Raw genomic sequence first — 25,923 nt, 5'->3', positions numbered from 1 at the left:
CCCTACTTGTTTCCAAGCTGTATGCGCGGGTCCACAAAACCGTACAGAATATCCACTGCAAGGTTAACCAGCACATAAATAAATGTTACAAACAGAACCACTCCCTGAATAACAAAAACATCCCGGCGTGTAATAGAGGTCATGGTGAGCATGCCCAGTCCCGGTATGTTAAACAGTGTCTCGGTAACAATGGTTCCTGTTACAAGACTGCCAAAGGACTGCCCTACTACCGTCAATATAGTGGGACCGGCATTTTTCAGTCCGTAGACCAGGACCACAGCAGATTCCTTCAGGCCCTTTGCCCGGGCTGTACGGATGTAATTCATATACAATACATCCAGCATAGCCGAGCGGGACATACGGGTGATATAGGCGGCCTGGACCACTCCCAGCGATAGTGCCGGGAGCAGCAGATACCGGAGATGTTCAAGAATCCCCTGGCTCATCTGCACATAACCTGCCACAGGAAGCCATTTCAGATGGACGCCGAAAAACAGCATCAGAAACATACTGAGGAGGAAACCAGGTATGGCGATTCCCAGCAGAGAAGCCGATACCGTAATCATGTCAACGCAGGTTCCCCGTCTATATGCAGCCAGAATTCCCAAGGGGACAGCGATAACCAAAGATATAAGCTGCGCGAAAACAGCCAGGCTGAAAGTTGGGGCAAAGTATTCCCCTATGGCATCCAGCACGGTGGTCTGAAGGAAATAGGACTGTCCCCAATCACCGTGGAGCATGTTTATGAACCAGTCTGCGTACTGCACAAAAAAGGGGCGGTCAAACCCCAGCTCTGCATTTAAATCTGCAATGGCTTCTGGAGTTGCCTCCATGCCTAAAAGTGCTGTGGCTGGTCCTCCGGGAATCATATAGACCACCAGGAAAACCACCACGGACACCACGAACAGAGTCGGAATCAGAGAGAGAATCCGCTTTATGATATAAGATAACATTATTATTTCCTTCCCATCCAATCATCCATATTGATGTGACAAAAAGCAGGTGGGGGAGAACCCGCCACCTGCTGGTAAACCATACATTATACAGGAACTTTCACATTCCAGTAAAGCGGAAAGTCAAAGAAATTAAAGCCTTCCACGCCGGCCCCTGTGGCCATCAGGCCGCTGTAGTGTCCCAGAACGCTTGCCGCCCCATATTCGTACAGGAATTCCTGCAAATCATCCCATTTTTCGGAGGATTCCTCAGCGGAGGCCGCCATACGGATTGCGGATATCCCCTGGTCCACCTCCGGACGGTCCAGTCCGGCCCAATCCTTGGTCAGGACGGAAAGCTGAACCGGATTCAGGTTATAACGGTTGCTGGTTATATACAGGGAGAACTGGTCCGGATTGGCCCTGTGCTCCATGAAGGTTGCAAAATCATAGCTCTCAACCACTGCATTGATACCGGCGCTCTGTAATTCAGCCTGGACAACCAGGGTTGCATTATACATCTCGCCATAATCAGGGGTTGTTACCAGGACAATTTCCTCATTGTTATAACCGGCCTCGGTCAACAGCTCCTTTGCTTTCTCTATGTTATTCTGATTATAATATTCTGAACCCGCATCACTGCCCCACATCGCGTCATCCGGATTGCACCAGCCCGGATTGAGCACATACAGGTTGGGGTCGCCGTAGCTTGCCAGCATAATATCGTCACAATTCAGGCAGGCCATAATAGCCTGGCGCATCTGCTCATTGGTCATGATTCCTTTTGTGGTATTAAAGAACAGGTTGATGGTTCCTGCGGTCTTTACATAGAATTTAAGACTGCTGTCACCGGAAAGCTCCTGGTATCTCTCCTGCGGCATCTCTTCCGCAATGTCATACTGGCCAGTCTGTACGCCGGCGACCCGGGTGGAATCGTCTGTTACCACACGGAAGTAAATATCCGGGGTGGCTGCCAGCTTTTCGCCTGTGAAACCGGAGGACACTCCGGCGGGCTGCGCATAGTCCTCATACTTGACCAGATGAATGTACTGGTCCTGTTTCCACTCGTCCAGTTTGTAAGGGCCTGTGCCTATATATTCCGTTATACCCTCTGTTCCTGCAGAATCAATGACGGATTTCGGATAGACTGCAGGGAACTGAATGGATGCAGCTACCACGGTCATGGCATCGGCATACGCCTCCGGCAGTGTCATGGTAATGGTATAATCATCTGCTTTTTCAAATACGGTTCCTTCCAGAAGGGCCTTTGCCTTGCCGGATAATTCCAGCCAGCGGGACATGGATGCAACCACGTCATCCGCTGTCATTTCCTGTCCATTGTGAAACTTGACGCCCTGGCGCAATTTGATTGTGTAGACTTTTCCATCTTCACTTACAGTGTAGGAATCAGCCAGTACGCCGGCCGGCTCATAATTTGCATCCATTGCAAACAAAGGCTCATAGATATGGGTGCCGATTCCTCCTACAATGTTGGAATTGACGCCGTGAACATCCAGTGTTGGCGGATTTGCGGTGATTGCAACGTTCAGCTCCGTCTTATATTCTGTTTCCCCTGTCCCCTGTGCAGTTTCTGTTCCCTGGGTGTTTCCTGTTCCCTTAGCCGTATCTCCCGCAACCGCAGAGGTGGCCTCCTCCTTTGCCCCGCCGGACTGGCCACATGCAGTCAGCATCACAGCGCTGAGAGCCAGGGCAAGCAAACGGAACCATTTCCTGTGTTTCATAATAGTAAAACCTTCCTTTCCGACAGATACAGGTACCGTTAAAACAGCCGGCAGCTCTGTATCCAGAGCGTTGAATGATGTAAAAAATGACGTCCTGATTATAACATTTGTGTATTTTCTTGTCTACTTCCACCAATTCCAGGTTTAGTTCAAATATTTTTTCACATTTTTCTGAATTCCTGCCAAATTTCTGTTCTTTTATTTTAATTCAACAAATCCTATATTTAATTTCAACTATAAAGATGAGTATTTATTGGACTTTTGAAGGCCTGACTGAATTCAATCGTGTCCCGAATAGAAATGTTGTATAAACGTACTTTTTGTTCATAGAAAAAAACTATGTGTTTTTGATTGGCTCCTGCTCCCGTGCCTGGCTTTCCAGAGTATTTTAGCAGAGTATTTTTATTTCAATGCTGTTGACAATTTCTTTTTCAGGCTATAGAATAAGAATTTAATGCTAAAATGCCATACAGGCTTTCTGCGGAGGATAAAAACATGATTACATTGGAGCATATCTGCAAGACATACCGGGTGGCCAGGAGGAATTCGGGTTTGTCGGCTGCTTTTGCTTCCTTGTTCCACAGGGAATATGAAACCATCCACGCGCTGGAGGATATCTCCTTTCATATCCGTGAGGGGGAAATCGTGGGTTATATAGGCCCTAACGGCGCAGGAAAAAGCAGCACCATTAAAATTATGTCCGGCATCCTGGTCCCCGACAGCGGCCAATGCCATATCAACGGTATGAATCCATGGAAACAGCGGAAGGAATATGTAAAGGACATCGGGGTGGTGTTCGGACAGCGCTCCCAGCTGTGGTGGGACGTGCCTGTGGCAGATTCCTTTGAGCTTTTAAAGGACATATACCGCCTCTCAGACCAGTCCTACCACCGGAATCTGAGTTATCTGATTCAGCTTCTGGACATTGGAACCATCATAAGGACGCCGGTCCGCCAGCTTTCCCTTGGGCAGCGAATGCGGTGCGAACTTGCTGCCTCCCTCCTTCACTCGCCGCGAATCCTCTTTCTAGACGAGCCCACCATAGGGCTGGATGCCGTCTCAAAAGTTGCGGTCCGCAATATTATCCGGGAAATCAACAGGGACCAGGGCACCACCATTATCCTTACCACCCATGACACGCAGGATATAGAGGCGTTGACAAACAGGATTCTTCTCATAGGAAAAGGCCGCCTTCTATTGGACGGCGACCTTCAGATGTTGAAAAAACATTATTCTTCTGCCAAACATATTTCCATTGATTATACACCGGCCCCCCTATGTGGCAGGGCTTCCGACTTACTGGACATCCTTGAAAACGGGTTATCCGTTATCAAGGATATACCCGGCCATCTGGAAGTCCTGGCCGATACAACTACCGTCAGCGTGTCCCAGGTCATTTCCATCCTCAATTCCCGGCTGGAAATCAATGACCTGTCAATCACAGGCACCACCATGGATGAGATGGTTGTTTCCCTCTACCAGGAGTATTCAATATGAAAAAATATGCTTCCTTTTTCAAAATACGTTTCATACAGGGACTCCAGTACCGGACAGCTGCCTATGCAGGCATTCTGACACAATTCATGTGGGGAGCCATGGAAATATTGCTCTTTTCTGCCTTCTACCGCTCTGAGCCGGAAGCGTTTCCCATGGGTTTTTCCCAGCTTGCATCCTATTATTGGCTTCAACAGGCGTTCCTGGCCCTGTTCATGACCTGGCTCATGGAGGAAGAGATATTTCAGGCCATCTCCAACGGCACAGTGGCATATGAACTCTGCCGCCCGGTGGACATCTACTCCATGTGGTTCGTCAAAAGCCTTGCCAACAGGGCTTCCAAAGCAGTGTTAAGATGCATGCCCATTCTCTTGACAGCCCTGCTCCTTCCAAAGCCATACGGGCTGGCTCTGCCGCCAGACGTCAAAACTGCTGTCCTGTTTCTTTTATCCATGATACTGGGATTCCTTGTGGTAGTGGCATTTTCCATGCTGATATATATTGCAACGTTTTTCACCCTATCCCCCCTTGGAATCAGGGTCATATCCCTGTCCCTTGTGGAATTCATGTCCGGCGGAATCATTCCCCTTCCCTTTCTTCCCGGCAGGATACGCGGCATCATGGAGCTGCTTCCCTTTGCATCCATGCAGAACGCTCCTTACCGGATTTATTCGGCAAACATTGCTGGTGCAGCGGCTGTAAGCACTCTGTCCCTTCAGCTATTTTGGGTCATTGCCCTGACGGTCCTGGGCCATTATCTGATGTCACTCGCTTTGAAACACGCAGTCATACAGGGAGGTTGATTATGTTACGCTTATATTGCCGCTATTTCTCCATACAGCTGAAAAGTGCTCTTGAATACAAAGTTTCCTTCCTCCTCACGGCCCTTGGACAGTTTTTTGTTTCCTTTGCTGGTTTTCTGAGCGTGTTCTTTATGTTTCAGCAATTTCATACAGTGGATGGCTTCACCTACCAGCAGGTTCTTTTGTGTTTTTCCGTTGTCCTGTCCGCCTTCTCAATAGCGGAATTATTTGCAGCAGGCTTTAAAGGGTTCAGCCATGTGGTTTCCAATGGTGAATTTGACCGGATTATGCTCCGGCCCGCTGGTACCCTTTTTCAGACCTTTGCCTCCAAAATTGAATTTTCCAGCGTGGGACGCCTGTTGCAGGCAGTCGTTATTCTTGCTTATGCCATATGGTCTAGCGGTATCCGCTGGACCATACAGGGAGTTCTTCTTCTGCTTTTCATGATTCTGTGCGGTATTTTTCTATTCATGGGATTATACATCATCTATGCCACACTCTGCTTTTTTACCATAGAGGGGCTGGAGTTCATGAACATCTTCACGGACGGCGGAAGAGAATTCGGACGATATCCTGCCGGCATCTACGGAAGTTCCATATTAAAATTCCTCACCTTCATCGTCCCTCTGGCCTGCTTTCAATACTATCCCCTGCTTATTCTTTTGGGAAAAAGCAGCCGGAAGCTCTATGCTGCCGCTCCCATCGTATGCCTTATATTCTTCGCCCTCTGCTGCATATTCTGGAGGGCCGGAGTAAGCAGATATAAGTCGGCAGGTTCATAATAAGCCGTCAGGAATATACCTGCCGGCTGTGCCTCCTCCTACCCTCCTTACCAAACTTATCAGCTACCGCCCTCGCAAGGTGTGCAAACAAGTAACAGCTTCCACGTCCTTTATTATACTTTCTTCTCTGTTCTAAAGTTAAATTGGTCCCTTCCTGGCGGCCCATCCTGCCCCAGGGGGCGGCCCACATCATAACCGGACTTCCCCCCTGGCGTGACATTTGTATTTATTTCAAAAGGCGGTACAGATTTGAGCTTCTTCCTCCGTTGTCCCGCAACCTTGTCTCCTTTTGTATAAAGCCAGCTTTTACTAAATCATCAATTCCACGTTTCACAGTATTCCTCGATAACACAAGTTCTTTTGATATGGTACCGATAGAGGGATAACACGTACCATTCTTATCGGTCCGGTCTTTCAGGTACATATACACACTGATGGCACGGTGCGGTAATCCCGACTGATATAGTTTACGGAAATATCCCATTCCTCACCCCCCTCTAATCCACGCGGACCGGCAGCTTTCCTCCAATCGTCCCCGGCCTCCCATGTTCTTTTTTAACAAGCATACGCTCTGAACATCTTGTTTCTATTTCACTCATAACCTCCATCGCCGAGAGGTTAACTGCCAGCTGCCGGTTCATAATCTCCATCTCCAGTTCCAGTTTGTCCGCATAGCTTACCTTCCTGGCGGCCCGTTCCTGCAATTCATAAGGTTCTTCAAATGTAATCCCCCATTTCAGGAACAGTTTCAGCGTTGTCTGCATCGGATGTGCCCCAGTCTTCGTAACGATAAATGTTCCCTTTTTCAGTGCCTTGATTTCATCCGGTGTCATGAGCGGACGTGCGATCATCTGCAGGCTCTGGGACGGATCATTCCTTCCTCTGCTGACATATCCGGACAATACGGTCCTGTTTCCCATATGTTTTGACAGCACTTCCGCTGACTCGGAGTTTGGTGCAAACCCGCCAAAAATGCCATCCTGACAGTTATCAGTAATGATTTCACTCCCCTCTTTCCCATAATTTTTCTGGAGCTGCGCAAAACTCTGGATAATGGCTACAATGGAACACCGCCTGGACCGAACGGCGCTGAATGCCATCTCCAGTGATTCGATTTTGGGTATGGTCCCTATCTCATCCAGATAGAACATCACACGGTTTTTAAGCTTCCCTCCCTGTTCATCCGCGACCGCCAGGAGCTCCCTGTATAGCTGCTGGACAATCAGCGACGCCATAAAATACTTGGTCGCGTCTTCTTCCGGAAGGACAACAAAGATCGCAGATTTCGTATTGCAGAAACGTTCCGCATCAATCACTGTATCAAAGCACAGGATCTGCTCCAGTTCTGAATCCAGGAAAGCGTTAAGACGGGATAACGCGGTGGACATAACGGAAGCCATGGCCTGGTCCCCGGTATTGAGGGCGGATCCCGCAAACCATTTTGCTTTGTGGTCCGGGGGCAGCTTATCCATCAGCAGTTGGAACTGATTCTTTCCTTTTACGCCACTTGGCGCCAGTAAATCCTGAATTAGTTTGAATACTGAGATGATATGCCGCTTTTCCGGAGGACAGTATTCCGCAATCAATAGAATAACCGCAGTCAGAAGACCTTCCGCCGCATCATAAAAATAGGCATTCTGTCCATAAGATGCCGCGTCCCCTCCACTGGAATTGATAATGGTCTTTGAGGTGATTTTTGCGTACTTTTCTGCTTTTGCTTTTGCAGCCAGATTGCTCGTATCTTTCTGGTACTGGTCCATATACTGGTTGACCAGATGCAGCAGGTTATTGCCATCACTTCTTGTGGGATTTCTCAAATCGATAACAGCAGCCTCATATCCATAGTACTTCTTTGCTATACCTGCATAATTCCGAAACAAATCCCCCTTTGTATCGGTTGCCAGAAATGACATTCCTGACGCACAGGCATATTCAATGTTCGGATACAGAAAATACGCTGTCTTTCCTACACCGGCTGACCCAATCATGAGCGTGTGGACATCATCCGTATCAACCAGCGCAGTTACTCTTTTCCCTTTAAAGACTCCCCCCACAACCAGTCCCTGCGCTTCCGGTAATCTGCTTCCCCTGCGCCACGCTTCAGGGAGATATTCCACATGCGTAAATGTTCTTCGGATTTCCTGTTTCGTTGCAAAACGGGCCGTTCCATGCTGGCCGTCCCCTACTGTCTTACTTTTGATTCCATCCAACGTATAATGGCAGGATAGCATTGCAATCCCGCTAATCACTGCAAACATGAAGAATCCTATGACAATTAACAGTGTCACACCAGAACCATCCATCCCGCTACACCTCCTGTTCTTGAATCCCTTCCACGCAGGTAACTGTCACATTCCTATCAGACTCTTGTTGCTGTTCTTTAGTTATCTTGCTGATCTGGATGTAACATTTCATACAGGCCATGATGAACGTTCTGAAGGAGTCCGTTCCTGTTTCCATATCTTCTTTAGTACATTTCTGCATATCCAATGGACAAATGGATTCGACCGTCATTTTTAATTCCTCTGATTTTACCCGCATCCTTCCTCTGTCCCGGTGTGGCTGATAGGATTTAAACAGTTGGTTTGCAAGCTGCTCTTTTGTACAGGATGGTTCTTCGTTTCTATGGTTCTCCAGCAGCAGATGGAATCCGGAGGCAGACATATCTTCCAGGCACATGAGCATCTCCGCTCCATGGTCTTCCCCATATGTCACCTGCCGTTCCATTGCCATACTTAAGTGGTGAAAGGAGTCCTGAATCTGCTTTAGGGCTTCCTCATCTGTACATAACTTATCTTCCTGATTCTTCAACCACAGGCATAGCTTCATACACGTTAAGAGTCCTGGATGTTCCCTTGCAGGCGCTGGATGGATTCCGTGCATTTCCTTCAAGTCCTCGTTCCAATCCTTATTCCTGGATGACAGACGCGACACGTTTTTATATCCCTCTCCCTCCAGGATCTCCTTCAGCCGGTAACATCCCTCAATTCCAGCCGGGTCATGGTCCATACAGAGAATGACTTCCTGTAACCAGGGATGACTGTGCAGCATCTGAAGCATTGCGTGTTCGGATAATCCGTCCAGACAGATATAACTCTGTTTCTTCCATTCAAGGGGATAGAGTGTCAGGAACGACAGAAGATCAATGGCTGCCTCAAACACGTACAGTCTCGGACCTTCCCCACAGTAACCGAATCCATAGGCGGGATCTGAGCCCTCCACATTCAGCCGGAAGCTTTCTCCATTTGTGTAGGCTCCTTTCATATGCGCATGGCGCGCCTTGCCCTGATTGTCAAAGCCTACGAACACTGCATTATGCCGTCTCATTTCTTCATAGATGGCTCCCCGCTCAATGAAGAACATAAGGATTTCATAATCAACGAAACGTGTCCGGGAAAGATAAGCCAGGACACGTTTCTCATTCTTATATGGTTCCGGTAGTTGGAATTCCTTTCTGCTTTTCGCCTTGAGGCATGTACTCCCGTCCCCAGTTTCCCGGATGACCGGCTGGTAGTTACCTTCCAGCAGACACTTCATCGCTTCAACATACGTCATGTCATAGAATTCCTGCAGGAACTGGATTGTTGAACCTCCGTAGTTACAGCTATGCCGATACCAGGTATTATTACGTACCGTCACGCTGTCATGCCGTTTCCAACGCCATTCACTTCCGGACGGTTCCAGTTCCTCCCCCTGGCGTAAGAGAAATTCCACCAGGTTTGCTGCTCCTGCGCGTTCCTTTTCTTCTTCTGTGAAAATGACATATTCCAATCATGATCCCTCCTATCCCCGGATTCCCTGTGCTATCTTCTTTTCCTTAAGCTTGCGTCCTCTCTTGCGGTCAATCCATTCATGCATCTTGTTATGATCTTCGTTTTCCTGTTCATTAAACAGAGCAGACAGATGATGAAATAAGCGGATAACTCCTGACCGGAGTCGTATCCTTCCCCACTCATCCTTATGTTCCAGAAGATATACTGCATATGGATTACCCTGGTCTGCGCAATTCTGCAGCCAGAAGATGCCGCTCTCATCATCCCTGACCGTTGGTTCAAACAGGTATAGCTTTCCCAGTAGATACTGTGCGTACGTATTCCCATGACCTGCTCCCAGGTTCAGCCAGTAAACGGATGCTCCCAGATTCTTTTCCATATACAGGTCGTCATAATACAGCTTCCCAAGCCGGTATTCCAAATAAGCAGTTTCCTTTACGGTTTCAGCATTTAGGAAAACGCGGAATGCTCTGTTATACCATGCCTGGGATACTTCCGGATCCGGTTCGCATCCTCTCCCATAATGCAGCATCTGTCTAAGGTCACACATTGCAAACGTATTTCCCTGTTCAGCTTCGGAGTAAATCATCTGATTGGCTGTTCCTACGTCCGGCTTTTCTCCATCCGTTCCATACAGAATATTCCTCGTCTGCCTGTATTCGTCCGTCCATTTGGCATAACCATCTTCTATAAATTCCACAATACAGGACATATCATCATCTGCCACAACATCATCCGTAAATTCAGTTCCATCCATGATCTCCATATCCTCCGCAATCATCAGGCTCACATCATCCATCGGCTGCTCAGAAATACATTCCCCATACGCTTCCCATTCCATGGCCTCCCTGATAATCATATTTTTGATTTGCTTAAATTCCTTCTGCTTGGAAAGTGGGGGCGGCTCCGGCGTCTGATCTGAATAGATGTGTAAAATCTCCAGTCTGGATTCATACCATTTTTGATAACATTCAGCTATAGCAGGGTTGGTGGACAATACATTCACAATACGGTCTACCTGCTGCTTTACCCTTGGAGGCAGGTAACCATATACTTTTCTTCCCTTTGTCTGTTTCAGATCCGCTGCCAACTGTGTCATCAACTGCTCCAGTTTACTGCTTTCTTCCCATCTTCCCTGATCCTGTCCGAATAATTTCATCAGCGGGTCTGCGCTGGCCCTTACCAGCTCGTTCCTCTGAACCGTCTGATTCTGATACATCTCATACATATCCTGATGGAATATTTCTTTTGCGTACATGGCGCGCATCTGCTCAATCCCCTTTTCCGTCAGGAATCCTTTACCGGGGTCGCGGCTGTACGCAATCATATGGACATGTGGATGATGTCCTGCTTGATGGAAAGCCGCATACCATACCAGATTCTCTGGTGACATCTTCATGGCCTCCGCCATCTGCATCCGCTTACCGCGCAGCAAAGCTTCCCACCTTTTTACATTATCGTAACCTAATCGCACTGCATCCTCTCTCCGTATGGAAAGTATGAAGGTCCATACGTTCCCTTCATGTCTGGCGACTTCTTCCTGTACTCGTGACAGTATGACCGGCACACCGGCATCGGTAAACAGTCCATGTGTCCCCCTTTTCTCTACCCCGGGACGGCTGGCTATATAATCCACATAATTTTCCTTCTTTGCTACCAGGTCCATATTCTGCTCAATGGAAATAGCAATGAACGCCGATGCGTTACCCATGGTAGGATTCGCCTGATAATCACGATATTCATAAGACTCCTGCGTATCAGGAAGGGCCCGGAGTAATTCATCGATCAGTTGTTTTTGTCTGGCGGTTGCCGGCAGATGGTCGTGGGTATCCCTTGCCATCTCCACACCTTCCCGTGTGGCAATGTAACGGACCAGATGCGCCAGATGTGCTTTCTCATGCTTCAGGTAACGGCATTTCAATATGATTCTAGGCATCCAATCACCCCTGTTCCAGAAGTATCCCATGCCATGTACAAGTTCTATTTTCCTTTCTGATACGCCATAACAGATTCAAGATTCACCGAACCATTCGTATGCTTCACATCCTGGATGCACTTTCCCCTCAGTTTTTCCAAAATCTCCTCCCCCACATCACTCTGGGCCGCATACAGATTCATGAGCATGGATAACTCCACTGCAAGTTTGAATAACAACCTGGATGTCCGGTTCTCAGACGCTTCCACGATACCGGACATGGCCGAGGTAAGAATAACCGGCAGATAGGGGCTGCTTTCCTTCGATAAGAGATATCCGTTATAAAATGACACTGCATTTTCAATGTATTCGCTCCGGCTCTTACAGTTCCCCAAGTCCAGGCACTCATCCATCCGCTTCAGGGTCTTCGGATATAACCAGACCGGAATTCGTTTCTTCGTGTCGTCCTCCAAACACTCACCTCCATTCCAAAATATCCCCTTCAGAGCTTTCGTTTCACCCCCTTCATTTACAAACAAGAGCTGAAGAAAATGGTTTTTAATCAAAAAAGACCGCCACCTAATGTGACAGCCTAAACTGTGAGCATATAAACATTTCCATTTCACCTATGCATAGAGCAGACGGCCTTTCGGCTCTGGTATCTCACGCCCTATGGCTCTTGCCGTTTCAATCCACTCATCAATGATGGTTTCAACATTCTCCAGCGCTTCCACCGGTGTAGCCCCATCCGCCATGCACCCGGAGAGCTCTGGTACATCGACAATCCATTTCTGATCTTCCCCGGACCAGAACACAATGCGCTCATATCTATGCATCCTTACACCTCCAACTTCAGCAAATAGTTACCTATCATTTGTCGGCATGGAACTCTCCTTCCACTTCCTGTCATTAAATTATAACATCATACTTTTTTGATTACAAGCCACGATTGATCCCATCCAGTATCTACATACCTTGTCTTCATAATTCAATTCTAAATCACATTCTTTTGGATTCATAATCCATATATCATCTTCATCAAACGTATTCCATCCTTTACCCCTTCCTCATATAGATAGAGCTGGCATTCCCAGTTCTCTTCCAGCATATCATCAATGCAGTCCTCAATCCCATCACGTTGTTCCCCGCTAATCTGTTTAAGCCACCCATCCAAACGCTCATTCACCTTTTGCTGGATGATACGTTCTTCCGGTGTCTTGTTTTCCTGCCATTGACTGTCCAGTATTTCTACCCTGAAGGCCAGAATCTCATCTTTGGTTTTACCTGTTTTCTGTTTCATCGGTACCTCTCCTTTTCATTTGACACCACAATACCGATTATACTGATAAAAGTCCATATCCATATGTTATAAAAAACAAGGGATATATCTGACAGAACCACCTAAAGGGTGTACCTAAAACATGGGCAGGAATCCTGGATTCCCGCTATTTTTCATGTATTCCGACCACCTGGCAGGTGACCAGAACTCCAAACCGGTGCACCTTGGCGGATGCGGAAAACGCCCGCATTGCGGGCGATTGTGACTGGGAGGGGCGCCTTTAGGTGCACCTCCCTTTAACCTGCACACAAATCGAACGCCGGAATTACCTCTGAAATCTGCATGCTGATGGTCCATGATATCCCTGTCTCAGTACTTGATTTTACGCCGTTTTCTCAAATCCGCCCAAATTCCGTCGCTTTTTCCTGACATGCCCGGTACTCCCACTCTCCTCTGTAAAAGCCCACACGCTGGCTTACCGTGCGTCACAGGCCTGGTTTATCCGTACGCTGCCTTACGAATTCTCCGTGCTCCATGTTCCTTCCCCTGTTTCCAGTATTCCCTCATTTGCCCGGTTGGCAGTGTTCCTCCGTTCCTGGCTCCTCACGCCAGTCCTCCCTTCACATGTTTCCCGGCTTTCAATATATTCCCTGACGGCCGGCGGCACATATTTTTCATATAATTTTTGCAGGGTATGCAATAGTTCCACCTCCAGATCCACCTCTTTCTTTATCATATACTTTTCCAATGCCGACAGTTTCTCTTCATCATATTTCAGTTGGATGATTGCCTTTTTCAAAATAAACCTCCCTCTTTCAATAAATACTTCTTGACTTAACTCAAAAAATCCATCCGTCCCACATCCGGTCCGCCATTTCTATCAGCGTCCATTTCGATTTCCTCGCCTGCCTGATGGATGGACAACTCCTGTTTCTGGACATCATAATAGTAGACGTGGTCTGATAGGACTTCCTCTTCTCCCACCTCATTTTGGTTCACGAATCGGACTATATCTTCTAAGCCATCGTATATTCCATCATCAGGTATAACAAGCCATTCATGAATGGATGATGGCAGAAGGAAAAAGTTTCCTCCCTTGGCGGCAGCAAGCTCCTTCACTGCTTCCGGATATAGGATGCAGGAAGCACCAAATAATCCATCCTGTGATGTCAAAACGCTACAATCTAAAAACGAATCCAAACCATCCTCTTCAGGAGTTTCTTCCATTCCCAGGCTTTCGTTTAATCCATGAATGACATCCTCTAGGTTCCCGATGACGTATGGGGCATTTTCTCTACGGTTATCCATGGCCATCTGAAAAAGCTCATCTTCATGAATTCCCATTCCGGCAATCGTATGGTTGGTCAGTGTTGCACCGATTATCCCCTCCCCCGTATCCTGAATGATATATTTATAAATGACTGCCAGGTCAGCAACCATCCGATGTGGTACATGGGATAGGAGTTCCCGATTCCGGTCCGCATTAATCAATTCCATACGGATATTCTTTAAAATTCTGTCCTTTGTAAAATAAGAACCATTCAGTTGGATTCCCAAGTTTTCCTCCTCAACTGTTTTCATTAGCTGGTCAATAATCTCGTCCATCTTCTTTTTTCCTTCACTAAAATCAGCATAAAAGGAGTTCATTACAATGCCTGGTTGTTGTAGCTGGCCTGGCTTTTTTACGACAATTGAACTACTATTTTCCCGGTTCACCCTCTCCCGGTTCTTAATTGTCACCGAATAATCCTGTCCCATTTCCTTATATCTTTCTTCCATTCTCTTAGCTACTGTTGATATGAATTCCTGAAAAACCATGTTAGTTACCCCTCCTTCCACAGGAATATCCTGGTATCATTCGGCCGCATCTTACATCCCCATCTGCATGCCAGGGCCTTCTTCCTCCTGTACGTCTTCATCTAACTTGGGCGCATCTGGTTTCTGTACAACCGTCTGAACGGTTTGGCGTTCCTGCCGTTTATTCCGTTTTGCCTCTTTGACTGTTTCCTTTGTTCCTGGTGTGTTTTCCTACCCTGCTTCCTGATTTTCCTCTGTTTCAGTTGCAAGCTCGCCTGTCATCTGGAACTGAATGAAGTCCCTGGTCTGTTTTGGTACGGCCCGATTATACAGTCTGTCCAGCTGTTCTTCTAACAATGGCTCCAGATTCTGCTGCTCACGATTTAAGAAATATAACAATACATTCAATTTTTCCTCCGGGAATCCAGTTGTGATGTTCTTCTTTGCCATGGTCATATCCTCCTTACATTTCTATATTGATTTGTGTTCGTTTCTTTGATTCTCCTGTTCACTTTTTCCGGCTGTACTGAGCAGAGCCGGACGTCCATATAAAACCTGTTTGTCTGCATCGAACAAGTTCCTGTAAACTACTTTGCCACGTGAGGAGGATGCATCGACGACCATTCCGTTACCCGCATACATTCCCACATGGGTGATGTTCATGTATCTTCCATTCGGTTTATAGGACCAGAATATCAGGTCCCCCGGTACAAGACTGGCCCTTGTCACCACCAGTCCACGCTCCACACAGTACTGCGCCTGCTCCGCTGCCGTGCCTGGAAGATAGACCCCCAGCTGCCGGTAGGCCCATAGGGTAAGATAACTGCAGTCCGTATAGTCCCCCTGTCCGCGCTTTGCTTGGGAATATGGATCTCCCAGTCGGGTCATGGCAAGCTGCACGGCCAGACTTCCGGCCTCCCCCTCCGGCAGATCACTACAGACAGCCTCGTAAGCTTCAGGCGACAAGGTCCCATTCCATTCAGACCATTCCACAAATCCATCCCCCTCCGTGGGTGCGCCTACCCCATACACCATCCGGTAATATATTTCAATTGCATTGGCCTGGTCTATGTCATTTACTGCCTGGAGGCGTGAACGGATGTTGCTGTAAATCTCTGTCTGGCTGGTAAGCGGAACCGCCACCAGATAGGTTTCCTCTGTTGTATTCCCATCATCATCCGTCTCTTCCCTTGTCCGTTCTTCATATTTCACAAAGCAGTCCACGAATTCCTGTATCACGGATAATGAAACAGGAAGGCCCTCATAATCATAAAAAAGGGAATAGAAGATAGACTTTACCATCATTCCATCTATCTCTCCTTCCTCAATCATTCCGGTGACTTCGTCTATTACATTTCCTATCCGGTTGAAGCTGTTCTGCATCCCTACAATGAATGCCCGGTATTCCTCCGGTGTCTTTTCCGGTAACTTTCCATTCTCGAATACGGTCCTTACCGCATTCTGGTTATGTTCAGTCATCCCGGAAAGCATACCCATTATGAGTAGAATAACCACGAGGACAGGGGATAGAATGAGCCCAAATATGGTCGCCATCCGTTTCCTATGTGATTCATCGGCTGCCGCCAGGATGGATGCCTTTGCGATGGCTGCCAGCACAGGTGCTGCCATACTGACTTACCTCCTTCCTCATCATCTGAGGGAGTCCATCCCTGTCATCCCATCCTGCTGTGCATCCTCCTGCATGGCCAACCGTACTGAATCATTGACAGCAGCCTCCAGGACCACTGGGGCAAACCCTGCATTCCGATAACCTTCCCGGATGATATTCAGGTACCGGGATGATGGTCGGCCAAAGGATTGGCCCGGAGTCATGACATATACCATGGCCTCCATCTGCTCTCTTCCCATAGATACCTCCACCTGTTTCTTCTCATATAGGTGGGGATAGCCCTCATATCGGTCCAGTGCCAACTCGTCATCCCCCTGAATCTTCCATATCATGACAGGTACACAGCTGCCCTGTTTAGGCTCGATGGTTGCGAACGCATTTTCCCGACGGCCTCTGAAGAGCAGCTCATAATCCATCAGTTCCGCCAGCCCAACAACCCTGGCGGTGGGACATCGGCGTCTCATCTGTGTCAGGCTCAGGTTAGAGCCATATGCTACATATAACTTTCCCTCTTCCATTTTTTCCTCCATTCCGGTTTTCGTCATAGGATTCGATACGTCTCTTCCTTCCAAGTTTTCCTTTCCTTCCTGATTCGCGTTCTCCTCCATTTCACGTCTGGCCCGCAGACGCTCCTTCTGCCGCTCTGCCTGAGCTGGGTCCTTCCACGCGATACAGCCGTCCAAATGCTCAAGCAGATGCTTTCTGGTGTTGGCGAACTCCTCCCCTATCAATCCCAGGCGAAGCAGCCAGGTACGGAAGGTATATTTTTCATTTGTGCTTGTGGTCTTCCTTCTGCTGGCACATTTCTGGATGAGCGCCTGATAGCTAATGGCCAGGCATAGATGGATATATGCCTTTACTTTTCCGGCGTGGGTCGTGGAATTAAACAGTCTAAACTCAATCGTTCCCTTTTGGAATACGGAGTGCAGATTCAGGCAATGGTAACGCGTCTTATCGTAATGCTTGCTTCTCCTGCTTCTTCCCCTATACCAAATCAAGCTTACCTCATCCATATTTCTCGGCTTCTTCCGGTTCATCTCATCTAAAAAAGTCTCATCCACCGGTCGGCAGTATTGGTGTTTCCGTGCCACCTCAACCTGCAATGCCTTATAAATTAAGTCCTCCTTGCTGGCCATGATGTTCGTGATATTCCTCAAAGTCCGTGCATTGTGAGGGGTGGCATCCACATGGATATGAATACCGCAGGACTTATTAGCGATGGCCCCACCGTGTCGAAGTTGGCGGACAATCTCCTGTATATCAGGAATATCCGGGTATCTGCAGATGGGACTTACCACCTCCACCTTGTATTCGTCATTGGCAATTCCACTTTTGCATTCTACTTTTATACTGTTATCTAACACAACACGCCACTGACGCCCTTCTCTATCCGGTATCTCATAGACGTAATAAAAACCGCCTATATAAACTGGCGTGGTTCCCATATAGTCTCCAATGATGTCAGCCGCCGCCCTGCGTGTAAGCCCGGTCAATTCTATCTCAATGCCGAAGCGCTGCTCTCGCATCCCCGGTACCTGTTCGTTTTCCTGCTGCTTTGTCATCGCCCTCCCGCCTTTCCGAACAGTCTGGCCTTATAGGGTGGTGCCTGGACCATCAGGTTATAACGTTCATTCCCGCATTTATAAAGACATACGCCCCTCTGAGGATACTGAATCAAGTTGTATTCACTCTTTTCTAACTGGAGGGTATCCATATAGAAACCTGCATCCACGGCCCCTGCGTTGAACAGGAAGCTGTGTGTCGGGATGGCGAAAAGCGGCTTGGTATATTCGGCAATTCCCGGCAAGTTGTAGTCTTCCAGGTTCTGACTTGACAGGATAACAGCGCTGTCCTTCTTACGGACCCGTTTCATAAAATTTCTGACGTACTCGACCGCCGTCAGGTTGCTGAGGAACAGATAGAACTCATCAATGCTGGCAGCCGTCCTGCCGTTGGTCAGGAGCGCGTCACTCATATAGGACAGAATATTGAACAGCATTGCATTGCGGATGTTCTTGCTGGCCTGCAATAGTCCCTTGACACCGAACACGATGAAATGGTTATCCGTAATATTGGTATGCCCATCAAAAAAAGGAGCCTCCGCTCCCCTGCACATCGAGTGAAGCCCCAGAAGAATTTCCTGAAGGAGTTCTGCTGTGAACAGCTGGCGCCTGGTATCATCAAATCCCTGGTATTCCCCCTCAATCAGCTGGTATAGATCAGAAAGAATGGGATAATCCGTGGGGTTCAGTCTCTTGAAATCAGTCCTGTCCGTAAAACCAAACCGTTCATACAATCTCCCAACCATGATTTCAATGGCGTCAATATGCTGGTCTGTAAAATCCTTATAGGACCGGAAGAAATCCTTCAGGAATGAGATGTGCTGACTCAATCTGCTGGTCTGGCGGAATGCCATGGGAGCTCCTGTGTCATCCGGGCTTCCATTCTCGTCCCAGCACCGTATCTGCAGCAGATTGATTTTGTACTCGCCAGTCATGAGGTCAATGTAACAGCCGCCCAGGTTTTCCGCCAAATCCTGGTACTCTCCTTCCGGATCCAGGCATATGACATCCATTCCCGCTTCACGCATGATGCACAGAATCAGTTTTAACAGATACGATTTTCCCTGACCGCTGTTTCCCAGAATGAGGATGTTGGCATTGGTCTTATCCTCCGCACGCCGGTTAAAGTCCACGATGATGTTACTCCCAAACTTATCCCTGCCCAGGTAGAATCCATTCGGATCCGTCTTCCCGGAATAATGGAATGGGTACAGGTTTGCAACACTGCTGGCCGGGAGCACCCGTTCATACTGTTCCCTGAACACGTTCCACCCGGATGGCATCACACTGAGGAATCCCTGCTTCTGTCTTATGAGCAGACGGTCCACGTTCAACTTGGAACGCACAAGTTCTGTCAGGACTTCCGTCTGTAGCAGCTTAAGCTGTTCCGGATCCGCTGCCGTCAGTTCAATATATACAGCTGTATGCAGAAGCGGCTCTTTATTCCGGTGCATCTGTGAAACAATGTCAGCCACATCCTGCAGGTTATTGCCTGCTGTGATGGTATCCTGAAGGTTCTCCGTACTCCCCTGCCGCATCCGGTTCTTATTGGCAGCATTGCTGATGATTTTCCGTTCTTCTGCCGGGGAAACCTGCCGGGTGTAGATGCGCAGGGTCACTCCATCTTTCTCTCCCAGGTTCCGTAGGATGGCCTGCTCCTCAGTACTGGTCGGGTACTCCCTGAGTGCCCATACACACCGGTAGGTGTTCCCGCACACATAATGGTCTATCTCAAATTGGATGATGGAAGGGCTGACCATGTCTATAAAATCCTTCACATATACCTCATCATCCCTCCGATTCATTCTTTTTCTTCCGATTACTGTTCCCTCCTCCCCATCAATGGTCATGGAATATGACCCATCGCTCACCATCTGATTCCTCGAACCGCTCCGTGGTCACGTTCTGTTCAAAATACACAGCCAGAACCCTGCGGATGTCATCTCCATTTGCCCTTCTTGTGGTGAATCCCTGGTCATTCAGGGTCTTTTCAATTCGCTTCAGATACGGGGACACTTCCTTCTCTTCCTCTCCCGGAAGCCGCACAACAAGAATGAACTCCCGTGCCGTGGCCATCTGCACCTGGATCTGGTCCAGGAACTTCAGGTCCGCCTCAAGAAGTTTTCGGATGGCAGGATTTTCTTCCTCCTCTACCCGGTCCTGAATAAATTTCTTATTATCCTCAAAGTTCTCTTTGCTGTTCAGGCATAGCATCTCAAGTTCTGCCATTCCTTTTAGGACCGTCATGAGACCATATATTCTGGCAGCCAGGCTTGACTCCGACAGGACAGACAGGTTACTTGGATGAATCAGGAAAAATACCAGCTCACCATGTTCCATTGTCCGCAGGCTATAGTCTGTTATCTCCTGGATACCAATTAGTTGCCGTGTCCCTTCCTTCTTCTGTCCCGTCTTTTTATCCTTTTTCTCCTTCTTCATCATCTTCTCCATTCATAGGTCTGCTGCTGGGTCACAAAAAAGGCACATGCATATAGGATAAAATCCCGGATGCGTGTGCCATCAAACTGGATGGAAAGGAAACCATATACGGTTGTCAATACCATGGGTACCAGGATACCACTGACCGAAAAACAGGCGATGGAGAACACGGCTCCTATTCCTATAAATCCGATATCCCTTAAATCCCACAGCCACAAGGTGGCCCTTGCCCTTAGATGATCCGGATATAAATAGGTCATCTCATTTACCTCCTCCCTCCATTCATCCTATCTCCATTCTTATCAACATTTCCTGCCTTTCATTTACCGATGCAGTAATTTCATTCCGTCCCACGAACCTCACCTCCTTCCCAATCCCCTTGGCAAAGGCCAGTTCCTGCTTCATTCCTGCGGATATATGCTCCCCACATATCCATACACAGTCGCAGACTTCCATCAGCCTTAATCCCATTTCTATTCCCAGTCCACGTTGTGCCGGATCTGTATCGTCCAGGAACGCAGGATACATCATATGTGGAATCACAGGTATGCCGCCCTGCATCATACAATATCGGCCTGCCTGCCCTGCAAAGGTAAGGTTAGCCTCAACATCCCCCGCATAAGGGCTTGCTATATACACCAGTCCTGTCATCATTTTGGTATCAGCATCACCACCGTTCTTGTAAGATTAATTGCACTCTGGGCAGCATAGACGGAGCCCATCAGATTGGCCCTTGTACTTGTATCCATGCCGAACTGCCCCGCTATCCTTGGTATCTCACCACTGGCCAGCATAATTCCAAGCCCCAATAAGGCATGCTCTCGGATGACCAAAAGCCCTGCTGTCAGAAGGGTTGCCTGCAGGAAGGCTGTGAGACACAGACCAATCACCTGTTTGCACCAGTTCATGAAACCATCCACATATCCCCTGGGAACGGAAAACATATATAAACTCCCTACCGTAATCTGAGTGAGCAGGATTCCCCCTCGTTTAAGGTTGGCAAAGAACACCTTAATGATTGCATACCCCATCATGATGATAAGGAAGATGGTAAAGATTCCGTTTCCCGCCGGGTCCAATCCACCATATAAGAAGGACAGGTCTGCCTCCTTCAATGAACCTGCGGATGACAGGTTATCCATGATGCCTGCGGCAAGTTCCGTGACTCCAACACCCTGTCCTGATATGGCAGCACTTACCTGTACCTGAAGTGTGATAGCCAGCCGGTACAACTCCACCGGCACACTGGAAAATAATCCTACTGCCATAAAGCCTTTGATTGCATTGAGAGCTGTATCCTTCACACTTCCCCGTCCGGTCTGATATTCAATGGCACATTCAAATACCGCCACCACCAGCCCGGTCACATATAACGCCCAGGCAAGATAGACAAAAAAATGGACAATCCCCTGAACCCATACCAGATCAAATATCTCTGCGCCCATGTTTCCCATCATACCAAAAAACGAACTCAGAAAGCCTATCAGCTGTCCATAAAACCATTCAATGATATCCTCAAATACCGTATCTACGACAAAATCCCAAATGAACAACTCGTCTGCCCACACCTTTCCATCCGGAAGGCCGGATTATCAACACATCTGCTGGCCTTGTATTGGTTCTTGGAATGTCTCCACATAGGCCCTAACCGCATCAGCAAGCTTTTGGTAATCATCCTTGTTCGGCTGGTACACATACCACTCGGTTTTTTCCCGGTACCTCCATATATGGGGGCTAATCCCTTCCCCAAAGTTAGGATTTCCTGTCTTTTTTATTCCCCACAGGTCATGAAAATGCAGCATCATGCTGTCTATCTCACCCTCATTTCGGTTCAGCAAGGTGACTTTTAATGCTTCATATTGGTCTGCAACGCCACATGTCGTAAAACGAATTTTTATCCGTATATTATTGTCCAGTCTTCCATAGCAGGCATTCCCAATAAACCGTTTGTCCATAAAAGCAGTATCATCTGCAAAGAGTTTTTTAAGTTCCTGTTCAAAAAAAGTCATACCATCCTCCATTTAATCTTAAATACAGTTGCGTATTCACGCTGCCCTATGATACATTCTGACCGACAGAAATACACTCCTGTTCCTTTATATTGACCAGTTCAACCTGGCTGTCCACCAATAAAAGAAGCTCATCAAGACGTCCTATCAGGTCTGTCATATGTTCCTGCCAGCCCGTCCAATTCTCTTCCTTGAACCAACCGCCCCACTTCCTATTTTGTGATTCCGTTTGTGCGTTCCTAGTTCTGCCAAATAATCCTGTTCCAACATACTGAGATAAAAAATTGCAAGCCTTGAAGTATAGTGTTCTGGAGCGCAGTATATATTATGGGTAAGCTTTTTAAGCAGGTTTGCTTCAATGCAGACACTGCACGCAGAAGACTTCTTCATTGAACCATCCGTTTTTATGATATACCAATATTCTTCATCAATGAGAAACTCAAAAACATAGAAATCCCTGTATGTGCTGTTTGTAACCGCAGCACTAAAGGCTGCTGACTGAAGTGCCATCTCACAGCACTTATTTATGGCTTCCTGCTCATCTAACTCAAATTCTTTTGCTATTAATTCGTCACTATAAAAATAAGGCATGTTAGAATCACTACATGTCCAGACAACATCCTTATGGCAGAATCCATTTTTCAATATGCTGCAATAGGCTTCTGTCGTTGTGTCATGATACAGTCTTATCATCTTTTTACATCCCCAAAATCTGCCATATATAAGTGGGCGCTGTCAGAGTAAATACCAGACATGCGAACAGTATCGCTGGCCCGCTCCATTCAAATTGGCCATGTTTTCGGAAATCAAAGTACGCAGTTCCCAGTTTTCCAAAAAAGAATACAGCTAATACCAGGTCGATTGCAGGGAACACGACATGGTCAACGACTGCCCGAATCTGTATCAGTGCAGTTTTCCAGGTCTCCTCTATCGCCCCGGATACATTCCCATCCGCATAAGATATCATGCAGAACAGAAAAGACAGCAGCCATGAGGTCATCACTACTGTCCCAAAACGCTTCTTCCATTTCATAAGCTTCCTCCAATATAAAATTGTCTAATCACGATACACAGTGAGTAATATGAGTAACATTACCTTTTACCCTTCCCCATTCTTACTGCGCAGGATAATCACGTCTAATAATTCGTAGTTCAGGACCGGATCATAGCCCAGATGTCACTCGCAGCTACTATCCCCGTTACAAAACAGGTGAAACTAATATACCTGTTCAGGTACTTATTTGCCCTGCATCTAGGGACTAACTGGTCCGATATGCCAGTCTAACCATAAATCCCCCTGTATATCCACATCGTCTGAAAGGTCAAGGGATAACATGCCTTTGGGTGTCCAGCAGTCCAAAAGCCAGGTATACGCCGTATATGTTCCATCTGGCATCCATATCGGTGTAAAGTGGGTACGTCTGCTAAATGTTGAATACTCATTTTCCTTAAATTCAAACCGGGCATGGTAATCACCGCTGATCCTCTCCAACAATCTCCAATATGTCTGGTAATGAAATTCCGGGAAATAAGTCACAGCATTCTGTGCCCCTGTGACTGCACTGGATAGGGTGGTACTTACATCAGCTGTAACTTCCTGGTTGATTCCATACCCGCTTTTAATTATATCACCAGTTGCTGTGGGATTTTTCTCATCCGGGAATATATCCATCCCTCCTGACAGACTGGCCTGATACCAATCCTGGTCAAATTCCCACCAGCCCTCATCTTCCCAATATCCATCCTCATCTTCCCCTCCATCATGGTACACCCAATATTCATGCCACCAAGGCCTCCATATACTCCACTTGGCTTCCTTCATATGACTGTTGGATGGGAGGGAGGTTGGCTTCACATATGAATCATTCCTATCATCTGCAACCGGATTCGGGGGAGGATTCTTGTCCAGGTCTACTACCTTAACATGGATAGTTCCCTTGCTTGGATAACCTCCTCCACCTCCACTAACTTGGATTATGATATCCTGAGGTGTTTCCGGTGTGGTCCACCGAATCCAAGCCAGCTGCTCACTTCCTTCTGGATAGTACACTTGATTTACAGTGTAGTTCTTACCTTTTATATTAAATCGTACACTTGCAGGGTAATCCGGATCGGACTGGCCACCTCTCACAGTAACAGACGTAATGACTTGTGTATTGACACGGTAAACATAATCATAGGTAACTACTTCGCCTTGTTCCGGCTCATGTTCCTTAAAATGGATGATACCTAATCCCAAAGAGGATATGATTTGGTCCTCGGTAACTAATTGGTCTCTTGGTCCCGACCATGCCGGATAACCTAAGTCGGGAATCTCCAAGAACATAGAAAGCGGTACGTTCTTAAATAAAACATTAGGCAGCATATCCCGGATGTTGGTTCCCATCCTTGAATAATATGCTGCCTCGGTTGCTGTCATTGCCATGCGGATTCCATTGTAGGTCACATAAGCTACTGGTTCCAATAAGATTTTATAATCACCGTTTGTTATGGTTTCAAAGGGTATGCCTGTATCCTGTGAGATTAGCTGTATCATATATTCAGAGCAGAAGTATCGCTTTATTTCTTCAATACTACTATGTCCGCTGGCACTGGTGACAATTTTAGGTAACTTAATAGCAGGTCGTGCATAAACATAAGGAGTGGTGTCAACGGCTAACCGTGTACCGTTTCTATACGTAATCTTGTTTACTGTTCCAAAATGCAGTTGAATATCTGGACTCTTATTCGTATAATCAATCGATTTTGATATCACTGCTTGGTCTGAACTTCGTATAATCGAAATTCGAACCCCTTCATCACCTACAGACCACTTATTTTTCTGGCTCGTACCTTGCGACATATCTCCACCACCGCTATCTATATTGCCATCGCCAATGGCATAGGCATTACTGGAAAGTAATAGGGTTAATACAAATACAATAAGACATTTTACATATCTCGCCATCTATCTCCTTCACACAAAAAGCCGTTGAAACCAACGACTTTTTTATTATGATATCAATTTAGTTTTGTCTTGCTATAGTATTTTGTTCAATCCATTATACCAACCTGCTTATTTATATCACCATCCGAATCTACATCTATACCTATAGAACTGGAAGGCGTTACCCAACCAAATCCAGGTACATATATCATTCCTTCCTGAGGCGCAGATTCCGTTGCTTCGGTCGGAGCTTCGGTTGGCGGCTCTGTTGGTTGTTCTACCGGCTGCGGCTCCGTAACCACCGGCGGTTCTGTTTCCGGGGTTGGTTGCGGTTCTACAACAGCTGGATTGGTTGGTGTCACAGTCTCTCCATTTGGTTTCTTCGTTGGGTCATGTCTGTCCTCATCCTTTGGCTTTGCAGGCTTCGTCACCTCTGGCTGTATTTGTTGGACTGTTTCATCGGTTTGGTCTTTCGCAGGCGCTGCCGTTGTCTCTGCTTTCGTCTCCACCTTGACCGTTTCCCGAACTTCTTCACTGCTCTCTATCATAGGTTCAGCAACAGTAGTCTGGTCTGCCTGCGTGGTTTCCTGAACAGCCGCCGGCTCACTTTTAAACTGGCCCGCAATCAGGAGCACCAAAATCATGCACACAATCACAGCGCTCCCAATTATCATCCATTTCTTCTGCTTGTCATCCAATTTCATATACATCCCCTCCTCTTCCCTGTATCTAATTTCAACCTACCATAATAACGTTCTAAAGTCTAGATTTATTCTCCATTTTAAGGAAACATCGTATAATTATCAGCCAAACGCATCGCCAGATATCTTTTTCAACTAT

The 25,923-nt window shown here is 47.2% G+C and carries 27 protein-coding genes; 3 read left to right on the top strand and 24 right to left on the bottom strand.

Features of this window, described 5'->3' with window-relative positions:
* Positions 1-2: 2 nt before the first annotated feature.
* Complete coding sequence (locus tag CGC65_RS07630) at positions 3-953, bottom strand: ABC transporter permease (protein WP_002569989.1); 951 nt, start codon at positions 951-953, stop codon at positions 3-5.
* Between the two features lie 86 nt (positions 954-1,039).
* Positions 1,040-2,674, bottom strand: a complete 1,635-nt coding sequence (locus CGC65_RS07625; protein WP_007038417.1) for an ABC transporter substrate-binding protein — start codon at positions 2,672-2,674, stop codon at positions 1,040-1,042.
* A gap of 495 nt (positions 2,675-3,169) precedes the next feature.
* Between CGC65_RS07625 and CGC65_RS07620 the strand changes: the two genes are divergently transcribed.
* Genes CGC65_RS07620 through CGC65_RS07610 form a run of 3 tightly spaced genes read left to right on the top strand, consistent with a single transcriptional unit; the run spans position 3,170 to position 5,753 of the window.
* Complete coding sequence (locus CGC65_RS07620) at positions 3,170-4,171, top strand: ABC transporter ATP-binding protein (protein ID WP_002569991.1); 1,002 nt, start codon at positions 3,170-3,172, stop codon at positions 4,169-4,171.
* Complete coding sequence (locus CGC65_RS07615) at positions 4,168-4,971, top strand: ABC transporter permease (RefSeq protein WP_002569992.1); 804 nt, start codon at positions 4,168-4,170, stop codon at positions 4,969-4,971. Before CGC65_RS07620 ends, CGC65_RS07615 begins: the two co-directional genes overlap by 4 nt.
* Positions 4,972-4,973: 2 nt before the next feature.
* Positions 4,974-5,753 (top strand): ABC transporter permease, encoded by a 780-nt coding sequence (locus CGC65_RS07610; RefSeq protein WP_002569993.1) that lies wholly within the window; start codon positions 4,974-4,976, stop codon positions 5,751-5,753.
* A gap of 226 nt (positions 5,754-5,979) precedes the next feature.
* Here the strand turns inward: CGC65_RS07610 and CGC65_RS07600 are convergent, their stop codons facing one another.
* From CGC65_RS07600 to CGC65_RS07490, 22 genes are all read right to left on the bottom strand, one after another.
* Positions 5,980-6,237 (bottom strand): helix-turn-helix domain-containing protein, encoded by a 258-nt coding sequence (locus tag CGC65_RS07600; RefSeq protein ID WP_002569994.1) that lies wholly within the window; start codon positions 6,235-6,237, stop codon positions 5,980-5,982.
* Positions 6,238-6,250: 13 nt separating this feature from the next.
* Positions 6,251-8,056, bottom strand: coding sequence for a VirD4-like conjugal transfer protein, CD1115 family (locus CGC65_RS07595; protein WP_002569995.1), 1,806 nt, complete (start codon positions 8,054-8,056; stop codon positions 6,251-6,253).
* 4 nt (positions 8,057-8,060) lie between these two features.
* On the bottom strand, positions 8,061-9,524 hold the full coding sequence (locus CGC65_RS07590; RefSeq protein WP_002569996.1) for a DUF3991 and toprim domain-containing protein: 1,464 nt from the start codon (positions 9,522-9,524) through the stop codon (positions 8,061-8,063).
* Between the two features lie 12 nt (positions 9,525-9,536).
* Positions 9,537-11,462: a MobP3 family relaxase gene (gene mobP3, locus CGC65_RS07585; protein WP_002578177.1), complete on the bottom strand. Its 1,926-nt coding sequence runs from the start codon at positions 11,460-11,462 to the stop codon at positions 9,537-9,539.
* A gap of 44 nt (positions 11,463-11,506) precedes the next feature.
* Positions 11,507-11,914: a hypothetical protein gene (locus CGC65_RS07580; RefSeq protein ID WP_002570001.1), complete on the bottom strand. Its 408-nt coding sequence runs from the start codon at positions 11,912-11,914 to the stop codon at positions 11,507-11,509.
* Positions 11,915-12,067: 153 nt separating this feature from the next.
* Positions 12,068-12,277: a type II toxin-antitoxin system HicB family antitoxin gene (locus CGC65_RS07575; RefSeq protein ID WP_007038421.1), complete on the bottom strand. Its 210-nt coding sequence runs from the start codon at positions 12,275-12,277 to the stop codon at positions 12,068-12,070.
* A gap of 179 nt (positions 12,278-12,456) precedes the next feature.
* A complete protein-coding gene (locus CGC65_RS07570; RefSeq protein ID WP_002570003.1) occupies positions 12,457-12,741 on the bottom strand; it encodes a hypothetical protein in 285 nt (94 codons plus the stop codon).
* A gap of 493 nt (positions 12,742-13,234) precedes the next feature.
* Positions 13,235-13,519 (bottom strand): DUF6103 family protein, encoded by a 285-nt coding sequence (locus CGC65_RS07560; RefSeq protein ID WP_007038425.1) that lies wholly within the window; start codon positions 13,517-13,519, stop codon positions 13,235-13,237.
* Positions 13,520-13,554: 35 nt separating this feature from the next.
* On the bottom strand, positions 13,555-14,538 hold the full coding sequence (locus tag CGC65_RS07555) for a DUF5688 family protein (RefSeq protein ID WP_007038426.1): 984 nt from the start codon (positions 14,536-14,538) through the stop codon (positions 13,555-13,557).
* Between the two features lie 210 nt (positions 14,539-14,748).
* Positions 14,749-14,967 (bottom strand): DUF6103 family protein, encoded by a 219-nt coding sequence (locus CGC65_RS31665; RefSeq protein ID WP_235622291.1) that lies wholly within the window; start codon positions 14,965-14,967, stop codon positions 14,749-14,751.
* A gap of 21 nt (positions 14,968-14,988) precedes the next feature.
* Positions 14,989-16,146 (bottom strand): C40 family peptidase, encoded by a 1,158-nt coding sequence (locus CGC65_RS07545; RefSeq protein WP_007038428.1) that lies wholly within the window; start codon positions 16,144-16,146, stop codon positions 14,989-14,991.
* Between the two features lie 21 nt (positions 16,147-16,167).
* Positions 16,168-17,709: an amidoligase family protein gene (locus CGC65_RS32675; RefSeq protein WP_007038429.1), complete on the bottom strand. Its 1,542-nt coding sequence runs from the start codon at positions 17,707-17,709 to the stop codon at positions 16,168-16,170.
* The gene (locus tag CGC65_RS07535; RefSeq protein ID WP_039897671.1) at positions 17,706-19,514 is read right to left on the bottom strand and encodes a VirB4 family type IV secretion system protein; all 1,809 of its coding nucleotides are present in this window, start codon (positions 19,512-19,514) and stop codon (positions 17,706-17,708) included. Before CGC65_RS07535 ends, CGC65_RS32675 begins: the two co-directional genes overlap by 4 nt.
* A gap of 34 nt (positions 19,515-19,548) precedes the next feature.
* On the bottom strand, positions 19,549-20,148 hold the full coding sequence (locus CGC65_RS07530) for a hypothetical protein (RefSeq protein WP_193466553.1): 600 nt from the start codon (positions 20,146-20,148) through the stop codon (positions 19,549-19,551).
* Entirely contained in the window at positions 20,148-20,408 is a 261-nt protein-coding gene (locus CGC65_RS07525; RefSeq protein WP_007038432.1) for a hypothetical protein, read from the bottom strand. Before CGC65_RS07525 ends, CGC65_RS07530 begins: the two co-directional genes overlap by 1 nt.
* Positions 20,409-20,430: 22 nt before the next feature.
* Positions 20,431-20,802: a DUF7768 domain-containing protein gene (locus tag CGC65_RS07520; protein ID WP_007038433.1), complete on the bottom strand. Its 372-nt coding sequence runs from the start codon at positions 20,800-20,802 to the stop codon at positions 20,431-20,433.
* Positions 20,799-21,701, bottom strand: a complete 903-nt coding sequence (locus tag CGC65_RS07515) for a conjugal transfer protein TrbL family protein (RefSeq protein WP_039897673.1) — start codon at positions 21,699-21,701, stop codon at positions 20,799-20,801. Before CGC65_RS07515 ends, CGC65_RS07520 begins: the two co-directional genes overlap by 4 nt.
* 39 nt (positions 21,702-21,740) lie before the next feature.
* A complete protein-coding gene (locus CGC65_RS07510; protein ID WP_039897651.1) occupies positions 21,741-22,157 on the bottom strand; it encodes a hypothetical protein in 417 nt (138 codons plus the stop codon).
* A 156-nt stretch (positions 22,158-22,313) separates the two neighbouring features.
* Positions 22,314-22,850: a hypothetical protein gene (locus CGC65_RS07505; RefSeq protein ID WP_039897652.1), complete on the bottom strand. Its 537-nt coding sequence runs from the start codon at positions 22,848-22,850 to the stop codon at positions 22,314-22,316.
* A 4-nt stretch (positions 22,851-22,854) separates the two neighbouring features.
* On the bottom strand, positions 22,855-23,190 hold the full coding sequence (locus CGC65_RS07500) for a DUF3852 domain-containing protein (protein WP_002570017.1): 336 nt from the start codon (positions 23,188-23,190) through the stop codon (positions 22,855-22,857).
* Positions 23,191-23,409: 219 nt separating this feature from the next.
* The gene (locus CGC65_RS07495; RefSeq protein WP_007038438.1) at positions 23,410-25,104 is read right to left on the bottom strand and encodes a DUF8193 domain-containing protein; all 1,695 of its coding nucleotides are present in this window, start codon (positions 25,102-25,104) and stop codon (positions 23,410-23,412) included.
* An 86-nt stretch (positions 25,105-25,190) separates the two neighbouring features.
* Complete coding sequence (locus tag CGC65_RS07490; RefSeq protein WP_039897653.1) at positions 25,191-25,787, bottom strand: DUF6550 family protein; 597 nt, start codon at positions 25,785-25,787, stop codon at positions 25,191-25,193.
* Positions 25,788-25,923: the final 136 nt, after the last annotated feature.

The sequence above is a fragment of the Enterocloster bolteae genome (assembly GCF_002234575.2).
Classification (GTDB): domain Bacteria; phylum Bacillota; class Clostridia; order Lachnospirales; family Lachnospiraceae; genus Enterocloster; species Enterocloster bolteae.
This window is presented reverse-complemented; position numbering and strand designations above follow the sequence as displayed.